This window comes from Lederbergia wuyishanensis, assembly GCF_022900255.1.
In the GTDB taxonomy this organism is placed as follows: Bacteria; Bacillota; Bacilli; order Bacillales; family Bacillaceae_C; genus Lederbergia; species Lederbergia wuyishanensis.
The window spans coordinates 1-16,132 of the sequence record NZ_JALIRM010000005.1 but is presented as its reverse complement, the minus strand read 5'-3'; the positions used below and the strand labels follow the sequence as shown (position 1 = coordinate 16,132).

18 protein-coding genes are annotated in these 16,132 nt (G+C 37.4%); 3 read left to right on the top strand and 15 right to left on the bottom strand.

Features of this window, described 5'->3' with window-relative positions; translation table 11 throughout:
- Nucleotides 1-15: 15 nt before the first annotated feature.
- The 9 genes from MT489_RS09635 to MT489_RS09595 all read right to left on the bottom strand — a co-directional run bounded on the left by MT489_RS09635 (nucleotide 16) and on the right by MT489_RS09595 (nucleotide 6,011).
- A complete protein-coding gene (locus tag MT489_RS09635) occupies nucleotides 16-1,143 on the bottom strand; it encodes an MBL fold metallo-hydrolase (protein ID WP_244681336.1) in 1,128 nt (375 codons plus the stop codon).
- A complete protein-coding gene (locus MT489_RS09630) occupies nucleotides 1,144-1,704 on the bottom strand; it encodes a sulfurtransferase TusA family protein (protein ID WP_244681335.1) in 561 nt (186 codons plus the stop codon).
- A gap of 47 nt (nucleotides 1,705-1,751) precedes the next feature.
- Nucleotides 1,752-2,048 carry a rhodanese-like domain-containing protein gene (locus MT489_RS09625; protein ID WP_244681334.1) on the bottom strand — a complete coding sequence of 99 codons (297 nt, stop codon included), beginning with the start codon at nucleotides 2,046-2,048 and terminating at the stop codon, nucleotides 1,752-1,754.
- Nucleotides 2,049-2,059: 11 nt separating this feature from the next.
- A complete protein-coding gene (locus MT489_RS09620; RefSeq protein WP_244681333.1) occupies nucleotides 2,060-2,419 on the bottom strand; it encodes a rhodanese-like domain-containing protein in 360 nt (119 codons plus the stop codon).
- A gap of 17 nt (nucleotides 2,420-2,436) precedes the next feature.
- Nucleotides 2,437-2,916 (bottom strand): DsrE/DsrF/DrsH-like family protein, encoded by a 480-nt coding sequence (locus MT489_RS09615; RefSeq protein WP_244681332.1) that lies wholly within the window; start codon nucleotides 2,914-2,916, stop codon nucleotides 2,437-2,439.
- 48 nt (nucleotides 2,917-2,964) lie between these two features.
- On the bottom strand, nucleotides 2,965-3,192 hold the full coding sequence (locus tag MT489_RS09610; protein ID WP_244681331.1) for a sulfurtransferase TusA family protein: 228 nt from the start codon (nucleotides 3,190-3,192) through the stop codon (nucleotides 2,965-2,967).
- Nucleotides 3,193-3,277: 85 nt separating this feature from the next.
- Nucleotides 3,278-3,541, bottom strand: a complete 264-nt coding sequence (locus MT489_RS09605) for a metal-sensitive transcriptional regulator (protein ID WP_244681330.1) — start codon at nucleotides 3,539-3,541, stop codon at nucleotides 3,278-3,280.
- A 54-nt stretch (nucleotides 3,542-3,595) separates the two neighbouring features.
- Nucleotides 3,596-4,789, bottom strand: coding sequence for a chromate transporter (locus MT489_RS09600; RefSeq protein WP_244681329.1), 1,194 nt, complete (start codon nucleotides 4,787-4,789; stop codon nucleotides 3,596-3,598).
- 106 nt (nucleotides 4,790-4,895) lie between these two features.
- On the bottom strand, nucleotides 4,896-6,011 hold the full coding sequence (locus MT489_RS09595; RefSeq protein ID WP_244681328.1) for an NAD(P)/FAD-dependent oxidoreductase: 1,116 nt from the start codon (nucleotides 6,009-6,011) through the stop codon (nucleotides 4,896-4,898).
- A 177-nt stretch (nucleotides 6,012-6,188) separates the two neighbouring features.
- Between MT489_RS09595 and MT489_RS09590 the strand changes: the two genes are divergently transcribed.
- Complete coding sequence (locus MT489_RS09590; protein ID WP_244681327.1) at nucleotides 6,189-6,755, top strand: hypothetical protein; 567 nt, start codon at nucleotides 6,189-6,191, stop codon at nucleotides 6,753-6,755.
- Between the two features lie 119 nt (nucleotides 6,756-6,874).
- Here the strand turns inward: MT489_RS09590 and MT489_RS09585 are convergent, their stop codons facing one another.
- The 3 genes from MT489_RS09585 to MT489_RS09575 form a co-directional block, all read right to left on the bottom strand.
- Nucleotides 6,875-7,843: a sugar phosphate isomerase/epimerase family protein gene (locus tag MT489_RS09585; RefSeq protein WP_244681326.1), complete on the bottom strand. Its 969-nt coding sequence runs from the start codon at nucleotides 7,841-7,843 to the stop codon at nucleotides 6,875-6,877.
- Nucleotides 7,844-8,115: 272 nt separating this feature from the next.
- Complete coding sequence (locus tag MT489_RS09580; protein WP_244681325.1) at nucleotides 8,116-9,138, bottom strand: Gfo/Idh/MocA family protein; 1,023 nt, start codon at nucleotides 9,136-9,138, stop codon at nucleotides 8,116-8,118.
- Nucleotides 9,139-9,234: 96 nt separating this feature from the next.
- A complete protein-coding gene (locus tag MT489_RS09575) occupies nucleotides 9,235-9,897 on the bottom strand; it encodes a carboxylesterase family protein (protein WP_244681324.1) in 663 nt (220 codons plus the stop codon).
- Nucleotides 9,898-10,153: 256 nt separating this feature from the next.
- Here MT489_RS09575 and MT489_RS09570 point away from each other — a divergent pair, with 256 nt between their 5' ends.
- Nucleotides 10,154-13,498, top strand: coding sequence for a GH36-type glycosyl hydrolase domain-containing protein (locus MT489_RS09570; protein WP_244681323.1), 3,345 nt, complete (start codon nucleotides 10,154-10,156; stop codon nucleotides 13,496-13,498).
- Nucleotides 13,499-13,609: 111 nt separating this feature from the next.
- Entirely contained in the window at nucleotides 13,610-14,578 is a 969-nt protein-coding gene (locus tag MT489_RS09565) for a LacI family DNA-binding transcriptional regulator (RefSeq protein WP_244681322.1), read from the top strand.
- Between the two features lie 70 nt (nucleotides 14,579-14,648).
- Here MT489_RS09565 and MT489_RS09560 read toward each other — a convergent pair whose 3' ends face one another.
- From MT489_RS09560 to MT489_RS22425, 3 genes are all read right to left on the bottom strand, one after another.
- A complete protein-coding gene (locus tag MT489_RS09560; protein ID WP_244681321.1) occupies nucleotides 14,649-15,122 on the bottom strand; it encodes an NUDIX hydrolase in 474 nt (157 codons plus the stop codon).
- A 75-nt stretch (nucleotides 15,123-15,197) separates the two neighbouring features.
- Complete coding sequence (locus MT489_RS09555) at nucleotides 15,198-15,605, bottom strand: NUDIX hydrolase (RefSeq protein WP_244681320.1); 408 nt, start codon at nucleotides 15,603-15,605, stop codon at nucleotides 15,198-15,200.
- 441 nt (nucleotides 15,606-16,046) lie between these two features.
- Nucleotides 16,047-16,132: IS3 family transposase (locus tag MT489_RS22425; protein ID WP_425311310.1), on the bottom strand; the 86-nt coding region annotated here is incomplete at its 5' end.

Sequence of the window (16,132 nt, the reverse complement as noted above, 5' to 3'; positions counted from 1 at the left end):
TAGACATAACTTCTGTTAACGAACAGCGCAACGATTAGGTCCTATTTCCATTTCACGTTGACTTTCTTCATCTGGTGTAATTTTACCCATATTCGTTTGGCGAATTTTCTGATAAGCATTCGGTTGAGGTGGAAGATTCTCTGTTACAAGTTTTCTAAATTCGTCTTCATTTTCAATCTGCAAGCCATGATTTTTCGCAAAAAGATCTCCAATTTTTGCAGATACACTTCCATCTTCATTTAATTCGTCAATGATCATAAAATGTGCTGGTAAGACGATAAGTTCATCAGAAAGATTTCTGTATCGTATATAAAGTGTGTCACGCAAATCAGCTACCCAGTCTTCTGCTTTTCCTGCAAGGTCCGGACGTCCAATCGAATCGATGAACAAAATATCTCCCGTTAATAAGAATGTATCGTCCACAATAAACGAGGTTGATCCGATTGTGTGGCCAGGGGAATAAATGGCATTGATTTCAATTGTAGAATGACCAATTGCAATTTTCTCTCCATCTTCTATAGGCTCATATGCAAAGACAACTTCCTCTCCATCTTTAGGAGGTAACCAGTAAGAAGCTCCTGTTGCTTCAGCAATTTTCCTTCCTCCAGAAATATGGTCTGCGTGCAAATGCGTATCTAATACATGCTTAATCGTAGCATTTTGCTCTTCAGCGAATTTGATAAAGATGTCTATCATCCTTGTGGCATCAATAATGGCAGCCTCTCCATTCGAAATAATCATGTATGATAAACAACCTTTTCCAATTCGAACAAATTGGTACAATTCTCCGCCGCTATTTAATTCACCAATTTTGATTGGCTCTAAATGTTCACTCCATGCTTTCATTCCACCTTCAAGATAAAACACATTTAATCCATGCTCAGCTAACATGTCTGCCACCATTATCGAGGAACCTTCTTTGGCACAAACAACAAGGATATCCTGACCTACTGGAAGTTGATTTATTATTTCTTCGACTCCATCAAGCAAATCAAAATATGGAATATTCAAGTATTCAAAGTTCTTCCCTTCGACTTTCCAATCCTGAAAATCATTTACGTTTCGGACATCAAGTATAAATAACTTTTCATCATTAAAAACCATCTTTGTTAATTCATGTGGATTCATTCCCTTAACTGCCATTTATTTCACCTTCTCCTCTGTCCAAGCACTCATACCTGGAACAACATTTTTTACGTTCAAAAATCCTTTATCAGCCAGTTTTTGTGCCGCTAAATCACTACGATTTCCAGTACGACATATAACAAAAATTTCAGCTTCCTTATTCAAATCATTCATTCTTGAATCAAGCTCTCCTAAAGGGATTGAAATAGAATCCTTTATATGTTGAAAAGCATATTCAGCTTCTTCCCTTACATCTACAAGGAAAATCTCTCTCTCATTTAAAATGGCCTTTAACTCTTCATTACTAATTACGTGAGGAAATTTCTTCTCTACTTTTTCCTCAGATTCACTTTTTCTAATATAGTGTTTTAATGCTCCGCCATCTTCCAATGTACCTAAATACTGGTGTCCCGTACGCTCGGACCATGCCTTAATATCAGCAGTTGATCCCTTATCTGTTGCTTGAACTTCCAATACCTGCCCGTTCTGTAATTCATTTATTGCCTTTTTAGTTCTAACAATAGGCATCGGGCACGCAAGCCCTTTTGCATCAAGTACATAATCGGTTTTGATACTCATCTATATCTCTCCATTTACCCTACGGGGTATTATTTTAATTAAAAAAATTATTCTACTTCGCCTTCCCAATCCAACATTCCACCAGCCAGATTCACTGCTCGATAGCCATAACTTTCAAGAAATTGAACAGCACGTCCACTTCTTCCTCCAGAGCGGCATACCATCACATATTCTTTTTCCTTTTCTAATTCTTTCAATCTAAACTCCAATTGACCAAGTGGAATATTAACTGCACCAGGGATTTTTCCCTCTCGCACTTCTTTAATTTCACGAACGTCAATAAGGTTTAATTTCACACCACTTTGCAACAATTCTTCCACTTTTTTAGTTGTATATTCTTTCATCACAATTCCTCCTATCTCCAAGCAGATACTCCGCTTTTTACATTCATAATATTATTAAAACCTAGCTTTTTCAGCATTTTACTTGCTCTTTGACTTCTCATACCACTTTGGCAAATAACTATAATAGGCTCGTCTTTCTTTAGATTATTTGCTTCCTTTGCCAACATTTGTAGAGGGATATTTTTAAACCCTGGAATATGATATTGCATAAATTCTCCTACTGTACGAACATCAATCATTTGAATATTTTTGTCCTTCAATTCACTTTTTAATTCAGTGATTGATATATTTTTAACACCTTTTATAGGCAAGAATCCTTTTAAGAAAAAGATAAGGATTACTACTACGATAATTTCAGTAATATAATTCAAATGACATCCCCCTAAGCTTAAATAAACAAGTTAACATTGCCTTCCTCGGCATCCGCCAAATATGCAGCAACTCCGGCATATTCAATCTGATCGAGCAGTTCTTCCTTTTGCAATCCAAGCAAATCCATCGTCATCGTACAAGCAACTAATTTCACACCTTGTTCCTGAGCCATTTCAATTAGTTGGGGCAAAGGAATTGCATTATGCTTTTTCATCACATCTTTGATCATTTTCGGTCCAAAACCCGCAAAGTGCATTTTGGATAATCCCATTTTTCCGGCTCCACGTGGCATCATTTTGCCAAACATTTTTTCTAAAAAGCTTTTCTTCACTGAAATTTGTTCATCTTTTCTTAAAGCGTTTAATCCCCAAAAAGTGTGAAAAATCGTTACTTCATGATCGTATGCTGCAGCACCATTTGCAATAATATAAGCGGCCATTGCTTTATCGTAGTCTCCACTAAATAAAACAATAGTTGTACGTTTTTTCTCTGACATGTTTTCCTCCTTGTATACATATAGGGGTATATTTATTTGTAAAAAAAATTAGTTCTTTTTAATATAAAATGTAAAGATCCCGTCGTCCTCCGTCATATTAACAAGTTCGTGACCTTGAGACCCAACCCATGCTGTAATATCTGCTTTTGACCCTTTATCTGTTGTAAGCACTTCTAAAATTTGCCCGCTTTCCAACTCACCAATAGCCTTTTTTGTTCTAACGATAGGCATTGGACATGCCAATCCTTTTGCATCTAATGTTTTTGCTATATTCATTTCTATCTACCTCCAAGTTTTTATACATATACCGGTATGGGTATTATAATAGTCAAAATAAAAGAGAGTGTCAACCCTTTTATTTTTATCTGCTTCTAACTAGCAGTTCAACAGCTTCTTTTACAAGGTCTTCCGTTTTTTGATTTCCACTTTCTTCAGCTTGTCGTACACACTCCACAAGGTTAGAACTTACGATAACACCGATCGTCCGGTCGATTGCAGTTCTAGCTGCTGATAATTGAGTAATAACCTCTTTACAGTCTTTGTTTTCTTCCATCATCTTTAAAATACCTCGAAGCTGCCCCTCAATACGCTTGACTCTATTTTTCATTTGGTCATTATATTCCATATGGTCCACCTCCTAATCTGTTTTTCATACGAATATAATATACCCCTTTGGGTATTATGTCAATAATGTAAGAAGAGCACCACCAATTGCACCAGTCATTACAATAATCCAAGGTGGCAGCTTCCAATAAACAAGCATGCTAAATAAAACTGCCGCAAATGCAAAGTCAATCGGTTTTAAAATAGAGCTTGTCCAGATTGGCTGATAAAATGCAGCTATTAAAATTCCAACTACTGCAGCATTTACTCCCATCAAAGCTCCTTTAATCTTTGGGTTGCGACGAAGTTGATCCCAAAATGGAAGAGTACCAATAACTAGGAGAAATGCAGGTAGGAAGATTGCAACAGTTGCAACCAAACCACCGACCCAACCATTCATTACCGCACCTAAATAAGCAGCAAATGTAAACAATGGACCTGGTACAGCTTGGGCAGCTCCATAGCCAGCAAGGAAAGATTCTTCACTTAACCATCCAGTTGGTACAAATTCACGCTCCAACAAAGGCAACACTACATGTCCTCCACCAAATACGAGCGAACCTGAACGATAAAAACTATCGAACATAGCGATCCAACCAACTGAGCTCATTTCTCTTAAAATAGGCAATAAGATGAGCAAACTAAAGAATAAGGCTAAACAAAACATTCCTACTTTACGTGAAATAGGAAAATGAATTCTTGAATTATCCTCATCAGTATGGTTTTTATAGATAATAAAACCAATGAATGCTGCCAATAAAATGACTCCAACTTGAGTATAAGCAGTCTGCCATAATAAGATGACCACTAATGCCATTAAAGCTATAGCTTTTCGCTTTAAATCAGGAGTCAGCTTTTGTGCCATCCCTAAAATCGCATGTGCCACTACAGCAACGGCAACCAACTTCAAGCCATGTATCCAACCTGCATTTCCAATTTCAAAGCCTTTTACTATAAGGGCAAAAATAATCAAAGCAATAACTGAAGGCAACGTGAATCCAAGAAAAGAAACAATTCCACCTAAAATTCCAGCACGCATTACCCCTATACCTATCCCAACTTGGCTACTTGCTGGACCAGGAAGAAACTGACATAATGCCACTAAATCAGCATAACTCTTTTCATCCATCCATTTTCTTCTTCGTATGTATTCTTCATGAAAATATCCTAAATGAGCAATTGGACCACCAAAAGATGTTAACCCTAGCCTAGTAGAAACGAATAATAATTCTATTAGTATTTTAAATAAAGTACTTTTTTTCTCTGACATTCAAACCTTCTCCCCTAAAAAAATATAGAACTTCTGAGTCGAAATTCTATATTTAGCTTATCATATGCGTTTGTACTTTTTTGTAAATTTACGGAATCTTAACATTCTAGTCTAGTGCACCAGAAATAGCGTAAGGTGCCAAATCCAAATCAATTTTCTCTTTTAACACTAATTTCGCCATTAAAGAGCCAAGGTATGGGCCCATGGTCAGTCCAGAAGCACCTAACCCATTGGCTACTAAAACTCCTCCAAATCCTGGAAGTGGACCAATTACTGGTAAAAAGTCCGCTGTAAAAGGACGAAATCCAACCCTTGCTTCTACAATTGTGGCACTAGATAATCCAGGTGCAAATTGCAGCGATTGAGCCAATATATCCTGCATACTTCCTGCCGTTACACGGAGATCAAATCCAGTATTTTTTTCATGAGTTGCACCTGCCACAATTTTCCCATCTTGAAAAGGTACAATGTATTGATTACCAGGTGGCATTACTACAGGCCATTGATCCGTTGCCATTCCTTGAAGTTCCATATGTAGAATCTGCCCTTTTTGAAAATCAACTTGAAAATTGACTCCCAATGGCTTTAATAGCTGGCTACCCCAAGCTCCTGCGGTTACTATGACAGTATCTGCAAAGTACGTCTCGTTATTTACCTTTGTCCCTATCACATTTGTTCCATTTAATAAAAGTTCAGCATCTCCATTTACGATATTTGCTCCGTACCTTTCCGCTGACCTTAGCAATGCATCACGAATGGCGCGACCATCAACACGAGCAGCGCCACCAACATAAACCGAGCTATATCCATCTGCTATTAAAGGAAATAAAGCTTTCGTTTCTGTTTGTGAAAGTAAATGGATTTCGCCAATTTCGGGAGCATCTTCACGTCTTTTTCGTGCCCTCTTTTCCATTTCCGCTAACTTTTTAGAATCCGTATGTATACTGATGGCTCCTACACGAGAATATCCAGTGTTGGACTCACCATCATTTTTCAACTCTTGAATAAGTCCAGGGTAAAAACGTGCCCCACCTTTTGCAAGCCTATACCATGCTTGATTGCGCCTCTGTGAAATCCATGGGCACACAATACCTGCCGCCGCATCTGTAGCTTGTCCTATATCTTTCCGATCAATAACCGTAACATCGGCACCTGTTTTTGCTAAGTGATACGCCGTTGACGCCCCAAGAATCCCCGCACCAACCACAATAAACTTTTCCATCTTATGCATCCTTCTTATTTTCATCGTCTACCACAAATATTACTTGAAATTTAACAAGATTTCCAATTCCCTAATTCCTATTCTATGGGGATTGTAGCATTTAACCTTTCTCCAATGCATGGGAATCTTCAGCCTAAGAGAGTCGTTGAGAATCGGGAAAGGATTCGCAAACCAGATATGAACTTTGTTCCAGTTTATCCGGACTTAAACCATTATTCTCGAACAAATATACTTATCATTACTGTTCATAGGGAATTAGACCTCTATTCTCGACCAAGTATGAAAGTCGTTCTATTTCGTCGGGAATCAGACCCTTATTCTCGATCAAATATGAAAATCATTCCAGTTCATCGAGAATTAAACCTTTATTCTCGAACAAATATGGAAATCATTCTAGTCCGTCGGGAATCAGACCTTTATTCTCGACCTAATCTGAAAATTATTCCAGTTCATCGGAAATTAAATCTTTATTCTCGAACAAATATGGAAATCATTCTAGTTCATCGGGAATCAGCCCTTTATTCTCGACCAAGTATGAAAGTCGTTCTATTTCGTCGGGAATCAGACCCTTATTCTCGACCAAATCTGAAAATTATTCCAGTTCATCGGGAATTAAACCTTTATTCTCGACCAAATCTGAAAATTATTCCAGTTCATCGGGAATTAAACCTTTATTCTCGAACAAATATGGAAATCATTCTAGTTCTTCGGGAATCAGACCATTATTTTCAACCAAACAAGTAAATCTTGCATTTCATAGTGATTCAGCATCCCTATCGGGCCCGAGTCCCAATTCCAATAAAAAACCTGCAAAGGCAGCAGGCAGTTGTTGCCTACGTTCCCTTTGCAGGTTATGTAAAATCTTATACCCACCAAGCAGCGGCAGGTTGTTCTTTAATTAATACTGATTTTAGGTTGCTAACAGCACGTTGGAATCCTTCTTCAATGGACATGATTGGATCTTCATGCTCAATGCTGACAACGTAGTCATATCCATAAGTACGAAGGGCACTCATCATATCAGACCATTCTTTCATATCATGACCGCATCCAACAGAACGGAAATTCCAAGCTCTTGTTCTAAGCTCTGTGTATGGCTGCATATCAGTTAGCCCATACATATTCACATTTTCTTGATCGATGAATGTATCTTTCGCATGGAAATGGTGAATTGCATTTGCTTTACCAAGGATTTTAATTGCTCCAACTGGATCGATACCTTGCCACCACATATGGCTTGGGTCAAGGTTTGCTCCAATTGCATCACAAGTTAATTCTCTAAGTTTCAGTAAAGTATACGGTGTATGAACTAGGAATCCACCGTGAAGCTCAAGGCCAATTTTCACATTATGTTCTTCAGCTAATTTACCAACTTCTTTCCAATAAGGAACAAGTTTTTCTTCCCATTGCCATTTTAGAATGTCGCCATATTCATTTGGCCACGGAGCAACTGGCCAGTTAGGATATTTAGCATCTTCGTGGTCACCAGGTGTTCCAGAAAATGTATTTACAACCGGTACATTCAATAATGAAGCCAGCTTAATTGTTTTAACGATTGCATCATGACATTCTTGAGCGAATTCTTTATCAGGTGAAAGCGGGTTGCCGTGACAGCTGAAAGCGCTGATCGTAAGACCTCTTGACTCAACTTGATGCAAATAGTCTTTGCGTTTTTCTTCACTTTCAAGCAAAGCATCAAGATCACAGTGAGCATTTCCAGGGTAACCTCCTGTACCAATTTCTACTGCGTCAAGGCCAGAAGCTTTTACATGATCAAGCATTTCTTCAAAAGACTTGTCTGAAAATAATACAGTAAAAACACCAAGTTTCATAGTTTAACACCGATCCCTTCTAAATTTTTTATATGTATAGATTGAGGTGAATCGTATCACCTCAACTCCATATTAAACTATTTTGAGAACAAAAGCGTAAGCGCGTGCTCAGCGACGTACAAACTTTTTAGGGTTCTGACGAGATAAAAGAAACACGGTGAACCGATGTTGACTTATACCGAAAGTTTGCTAGGCACTAGGCGCTGGAGCTAGACGAAGCAGATATTCGTTGCCATCGCAATTCTATTGAATCAAGTACTTTCCTACACTTTTTAAAATTGAACGATTTGTTTCGTTTCACTTGATTTTAGTGCTGCAAGAACAACTTTCAAGGATTTCATTCCTTCTTCACCGTTAATTGGTGGTTCAGTGTCATTCACGATGCTATTTACGAAATTCTCGATAACTCTCGTGCTGTTTTGTCCGCCTTCTTCATTGGATTGAATTTTACCAAGATCAAAATTCTTCGTTTCACCATTTCGATAATGAACAATCAATGAATATTCTGGATCATCTTCAAGACGGATAACGCCTTTTTCTCCATATATAACAGTTGAATTATCTTCTTTTTGATATGCCCAGCTTGCAGCCAATGTTCCAATAATTCCGCTTTCAGATTTCAATACACAAACTGCATTGTCATCGACTGTGCTATCTTTTTTTGCACCCGCTTCAACAAATGCACCTACTTCAACAAATTCTTCACCAAGTAAATAGCGCATTAAATCTGTTTTATGAACACCAAGGTCTCCCATTGCACCAATGAATGCTTCTTCTTTTCTGAAGAACCAGCTGTCTTTACCATCAATGCTCCATCCTTCTGGTCCTGGATGTCCAAAAGCAGTTCTGAAGCCATAAATTTTGCCAACTTCTCCGTTTTCAATTAATTCTCTCGCTTTTTCATGAGAAGGTACGAAACGTTGGTTATGAGCAATCATTAATTTTTTATTATTATTTTTAGCAGCTTCAATCATAGCAAGCGCATCTTCTTCTGAAGTTGCCATTGGCTTTTCACATAATACGTGCTTGCCAGCATTCAATGCATCAATTGAAACTGGAGCATGCAAGTAGTTAGGCGTACAAACGGAAACAACATCTACATCGGCTTCATCTAACATCGTTTTGTAATCTGTATATGCTTTAGCTCCATATTGTTCTGCCATTTCTTTTGCTCTATCTTCAACAATGTCACAAACTGCGACTAATTCTACTTGGTCATTCGCTGCATATTCAGGTAAATGGCGATATCTCGCAATACTTCCACAGCCAACAACCGCAACCTTCAGTTTACTCACTTATATCTTCTCCCTTGTAAAAGTTACACATTTTTCGCTTAATTCTATCAAATTAATTATAAAACTACAATTATATTTTGAAAACGCAATCAATAACTATTCTTTCTTCTGGCTTAAAAGCCATTCATAAAATTTAGGGTTATTATACGTCTCCGTCCAAGAATCATGATTAGCATCCGGATAAACAGTTAACTTCACGTTGCCCCCTACTTCACTAAGTGCTTCTACCATACGTTCGCTTTCTTCTAGTAGAACGACATCATCTTTGGCTCCATGAAAAGCCCAAACAGGAACATTTTTCAGCCTTTCTATTTGCTTAGTAGACCCCCCGCCACAGATTGGGGCAGCCGCAGCAAACTTTTCAGGATATAGCTTTGCTATTTCCCATGTTCCAAAGCCTCCCATGCTTAGACCGGTAACATAGACCCTTTTCTTGTCCACCCGATATTTTTCAATCATCTCATCGATTAGCGCATTGAGATCATCCATATAAAGATGCCATGTCGAATATCTTTGTTCGAACGGACATTGTGGTGACACGAGGATAAACGGAAAATCACGTTCACTAACTAGTTTTGGTGGTCCGTGTAGTTTTACTAGATTTAAATCATCGCCGCGCTCTCCCGCTCCATGTAAAAATAAAACGAGAGGATATGAAGTTTCGTAATTTTCTTCGTAGTCTTTCGGCAATGACAGTAAATAAGATAACTCTACATGTTTTGTAATCGTTACCTCTTTTTGAATTCGAAGTTCATCCATCTATTACCAACCCCCTTCACAATATACATCTAGTAAAAATGTAACCCCTACCAAAAATTATATCAATATATTTCAGACTGAAATTAATTTTTTGCAAGGTCACTTTACCTTATTTTAGCATATCTTTAAGAATTAATAAAAACGTTTCGATTCTATCATTGACTTACGTTTTTAATGCGTTTATAATCCAAGTAACAAAGGAATCGAAACGTTTCGATTGCCTGTAAAAATTATCAGTGATTCGAGGGAGTTAATCATGACTACTATTACAGATTCAACGATTAAAATGAACGCAGGTAATTTGCAATTTTCATTTTTAAACAGTGGAGATTTGCAAGTTGCTGCCTCCAATCATCTCATGATTAGTCAATGGATTGCCAATCCTATTGATGGTTCGTTAAATAATATTTATTTACGTTTTCATGATGGTGAAAAAATCGAAGCAATTCCCCTACTAGGAGTACAATCTACAAGCAAGTTCTCGTATTCTGACAACCAAGCTTGTTGGGAAGGTTCATACAAGCAAGTAAACTATAAAGTTACGTTTACATTATCGAAGCAAAACATCTGGTTTTGGGATGTTAATGTAGATGGTTCTGATGTAGAAATAGATGTTATTTATGCTCAAGATATTGGCCTTGCCGATCAAGGGGCTGTTCGTTCCAATGAAGCTTACATGTCTCAATACGTGGACAATAAAGTTTTTAACAACGAAAATAGAGGCTTCATCGTTTGCTCTCGCCAAAATCAGCCGCAGTCTACAGGCTTCCCTTATATACAACAAGGAGCTTTGTCCAAGGTTGTTGGTTATTCAACAGATGGATTCCAATTTTTCGGAAAGTCCTATAAAGAAACAAATAAACCAGAATCATTATCTAAAGCAACCCTTGCAAATGAAGTATATCAATACGAATTTACTTACACAGCACTTCAATCAGAAAAAGTGAAGCTTGCTGGAGCAACACAGTTTGTTTTTTATGGTCTTTTTAAAGAAAACCATGTAGAAGCTATCTCTACATTAGAGTTTGAAAATGAAATAATAGATGCGTGGGAAAATGTAAAACAAGCTGAGCAAAAGGATTTTACATCTACTGAAAAGGTATCATTATCAACATCCATTGGCGTACCGTTGCAAACAAAATCCATGTCAGCAGAAGAAATCAATCTCCTCTACCCTAATCGTCATCAAGAAGAATGGGACGGTGAGACACTACTTTCTTTCTTTACAGATACGCATGAACATATTGTCTTGAAGGAAAAAGAACTTCTTGTTGAACGCCCGCATGGTCATATTTTAATGAGCGGGAACAATGTAGAAAGCATTGAGGAAGTTATTACAACGACTTCCTATATGTACGGAATTTTCAATTGCCAGCTCGTTATCGGCAATACTTCTTTTAACAAATTCAATACAAATGCTAGAAATGCCCTTAACGTAATGAAGACATCCGGTCAACGTATTTATGTTAAAATCAATGACCGCTATCAACTGCTAACAATGCCTTCTCTATTTGAACTAGGCTTTAATTATGCACGTTGGTATTATAAAACAGATTCAGAAACATTCGTGATTACAAACTTTACAACAGTCGATTCTACAGAAGTTCATTTAAACGTCCATACATTAAGTGGAAAAGCTTATCCTTATTTAGTTACAAACCAAGTCATTATGGATAGCAATGAGTTTCAATCACCATTTGTCATGGAGAGAAAAAATGAAGTTCTAACTTTTAATGCCGGACAAGGTGCTTTTAATAAGAATAACTATCCTGACTTAACATATCGTCTACGTGTTACTGGTGCTGAATTCACTGTAGCAAATGAGCAATTGTTGGCAGAAAATGTGGAAGCTAACTCAGCATCCATTATTGTACTTGAAGTAAATGAGACATCTGCTTGGTCCATGACAGTCCAAGGACTCCTACACGGGAAAGTAGTGCCTTTCACTGATTGTGATGTCGTGGAAGAAATTGAAAAATACCGTGAGTTTTTCAAGAAGACAATGAATGGTTTTAAACTTTCTTATCAAGGCTCTACACCTGAGATGATTGAAAAATTTAATACACTTGCTTGGTGGTATACACATAACATGCTCGTGCATTACTCGGTTCCACACGGTTTAGAACAATATGGTGGCGCTGCTTGGGGAACTCGTGATGTATGTCAGGGCCCAGTTGAATATTTTATGGCGACACAAAAATACCATGTCGTTAAAAATATCCTAAAAACGGTATTCTCTCACCAATACGAAAACGATGGCAACTGGCCACAATGGTTCATGTTTGATCGTTATCTAAATATTCAAGCTGGAGAAAGTCACGGTGATATCATTGTTTGGCCATTGAAAGTGTTAAGTGATTATTTAAATGTTACACAGGACTTTGGAATTTTAGAGGAAGAAGTTCCGTATATGGATCGTAGCAGCTTCCAGTTCACTGTACAAACTGCTTCGATATTCGATCATGCTAAAAAAGAAATTGACTATATTAAAAATCATTTCTTGCATGATACGTTTCTATCTTCTTACGGTGATGGCGACTGGGATGACACGCTTCAACCAGCGAACGCTCAACTTAAACAATATATGGCGAGCAGTTGGACAGTGGCACTAACTTATCAATCTATTAAACAATTGGCTAAATCTCTTGAAGCTGTAAAGCCGGAAGAATCAAAGGAATTGTATGAACTCGCAGCTGGTATCAATGCTGATTTCCATAAATATATGGAGCCATCTAATATCATTCCTGGGTTCTTATACTTGGAAAATGCGGATCAACCGGAAAAAATGCTTCACCCTGAAGATACAAAGACTGGTATCCAATACCGTCTCCTTCCTATGACACGCAGTATGATTAGTGAGCTTTTGACACCGGAACAAGCAGAAACTCATTATCAACTAATTAAAGAAACATTCTTCTGCCCAGACGGAGTACGATTGATGAATCGTCCTGCAAATTATGAAGGTGGAGTGAGTACTCATTTCAAGCGGGCTGAACAGGCTTCTAACTTCGGCCGTGAAGTTGGATTACAATATGTTCATGCTCACATTCGTTATATTGAAGCGATGGCGAAACTCGGTAAAGCGGAAGATGCATGGAAGGGTCTAGAGATTATTAATCCAGTCAGCATTCAACAAGCAGTTCCAAATGCTGAATTACGTCAAAGTAACTCATATTTCAGTAGTTCTGACGGTAAATTTAACACTCGTTATGAAGCACAAGATAGATTTAACGAGTTAAGAACTGGTTCTGTTGCCGTCAAAGGCGGATGGCGCATCTATTCAAGCGGACCAGGAATTTATATGAATCAATTGATCTCGAATGTTCTTGGTATTAGAATCCAAGCTGGTGATTTAGTCATTGATCCAGTATTGCCAGAGTCACTAAATGGTCTTCGCTTTGATTTTGAAATTGACAGTATGCCAGTTACCTTTGTCTACCATTTGACAGGTGCAGCTGAAACTTCAGTAAAAATAAACGGCGAAACTTTGGATACAGTTCGTGTTGAAAATCCATACCGTACAGGCGGAATCCGTATTGCAAAAGAGGATTGGATTAAACGATTGAACGAACAAGGAAATACAGTAGAAATCTATATTTAATAAGAAGAGCGGCGGCAAGTAGTCCGCTGCTTTTTCTTTTTTGTGATTGTCAAAAACCTGAACTACCGATACAGTAGAAGTAAGTGGATTTGCAAGAATGGAGAGAGCGGAATGGTTAGCATTAAAGATATAGCGAAAAAAGCAGGTGTTTCCATTTCCACTGTTTCTTACGCCCTGAACGGCAGTCCTAAAGTGACGGAAGAAACAAGTGCAAAAATACTTGCTATCGCAAAAGAACTTAATTACATACCGAACGCAGCGGCCAGAACATTAAAAAAGAGAAAAACCAAAATAATCGGTGCTTTTTTAACAGATTACAGCGGTCCATTTTTCGGTCAGCTTCTTCATGGTATGCGAGAAACATTGAATAGCAAAAATTACGATTTGGTCGTGTGTACTGGCGAAGAGTCTCATCGTTTTTTACCTGAAGGAATCATTGACGGTGCGATTGTACTAGACGCTACTTTTCCTGATGAGGAACTAATTAGCTATGCTGACCGCGGGCATAAGCTTGTTGTATTAGATCGCGAAATTGATAATCCAAATATTGAACGTGTATTGCTCGATAATAAGATGGGTGCCGAGCTTGCCGTTAATTTCTTGCTGAAGAACGGGCACAATAAAATCGTATTCGTAACTGGCTCACCAGGTTCCTATGATTCAGAACAAAGACTGCATTATGTTCAAGAGCTAATGGAAAACCACCCTTCTATTTCATATCAGATTATACATGGCGACTTTGACAAACCATCTGGAGAACGGGCAGCCCAACAAATCATTCAAAATTATACGGATCCTGTTGCCGTCTTCTGTTTTAACGATGAAATGGCAATCGGAATGTATAATTATTTATCAGGGACTGACTTCGTTATTGGAGAGCATATCCATATCATAGGCTTTGATGATATAGAAGTTTCCCAATTTGTCCACCCTAGATTATCGACTATCCATTATTCGAAAAAGGACTGGGGCTCAAAGGCTGCGGAGCAATTAATCAAGTTAATCAAAAAAGAAAAAACTAAATCACACCAGATTACGGTTGAATTAATTGTGGGTGGCTCTGTGGGAAAGTTGAAGTAAAGTAAAGAAAGGTGTCCAAAATGTGTGATTTGGACACCTTTCTACTATTATTTCAACAAATACGATCATATTAATCATCGTATAACCTAGACAACAAGTTATAAGAAGGATCTACCTCCCAAGTTTCATATGGAATATAACACTTTGATTTCATCGCATCGAGCGTCCTTGACTTTTGTTGTGGGCGAGTTATGTATTGGTCAATATTAGATTCGTTTAATTCAATATATCTGGCCTCTATTATTTCTTCTGGTTGAATATTTATTTCTCCACTAACATATTCGGCTTTAAAAACAACCGATAAAACATGCTTCGTTGCATTATAATAAACACCTGTAATACCAATAGGACGGATGACAATTCCCGTTTCCTCTAAAAATTCCCTACAAACGGCCTCGTCTAAAGGTTCTCCTACTTCAACATTTCCACCTGGCATTTCCCAAGTCTCTGAACGCCAATGAGTCCTAAGTAATAAAACCTCATCTTTTTCGTTCATGACAAAAGCAGAAACTGAAATAGTCTGTTTTGGTGGTTGATAATCCATTCAAAATCACCTCCATATTGAATTTTTTATTTTTGTGAAAATCCATAATCGATTAAAGTCGAACGCTATATTGTTTTATTTTGTCATGTAATCAATTAAAAAACTTCTATCTTCAGGAAATGACAATTCCAAAGTTTGTATTTCTTCTAAGGGTTTCCACGCTATATCATAAATCAAATTATCTGGATCTTGAATAATTCTTTTTCCGCCAATTACTTTTACTAAAAAATAATGAACTTCAAAAGATATATTAAGATGTTCATAGTTTCCTTTTTTAATCATAACTTCGTCAATAATTTCTACGATATAGCCCGTTTCTTCTTCAATTTCTCTAATACAACATTCTTCAAACGTTTCATCGTGTTCTTTTCCTCCCGATGGAATTGACCACGTTTTTTCCTCTTCAGGTTTACCTTGTAAAACCATTAACAGCTCATTATTTTCGTTAATACAAATACCTGATGAGCCAAACCATTCTTGCATATAAAACTCCTTTCCATATTTAAATTTAAATAATAAGAATAAATTTGGAACTCAAAACTTAGTTTTTCCGCCGAGAAAAGAGCTCGGTTCCTTCATAAAAAACCGCTGAACTCACCTTTTAGGGGTAAAAGCCGGCTTTTGGGATTTTAAAAAACAACAAAAACTATACGAAAACAGCCTTTTACTAATACTATTCTAGCCCTCTTATGAAGTTCCTTCTTCAACTAATCATTCTGCTGTTGAATTAAGAAGAGACTATTTTGCTGATACAAAATAAATTTACATGACTTCTCAATGTCTCATGGTATTTTAGTACAGGTTCCCTATTCCCCAAACTGATTATTACCATATTTAAAGGTTATTCCTAATGAAAGTTGAAATAAACTAATAAAGGTGTCAAGAGATTATATTGATGTGACCCCTAAAAGTTAGAGTTTCATATTACGCAGCTAGTTGGCTGGTGTGAAGACGGTATTGAACCGGACTCATGCCAGCCAGTTTTTGTTTAATCCGGTTATTGTTGTAAT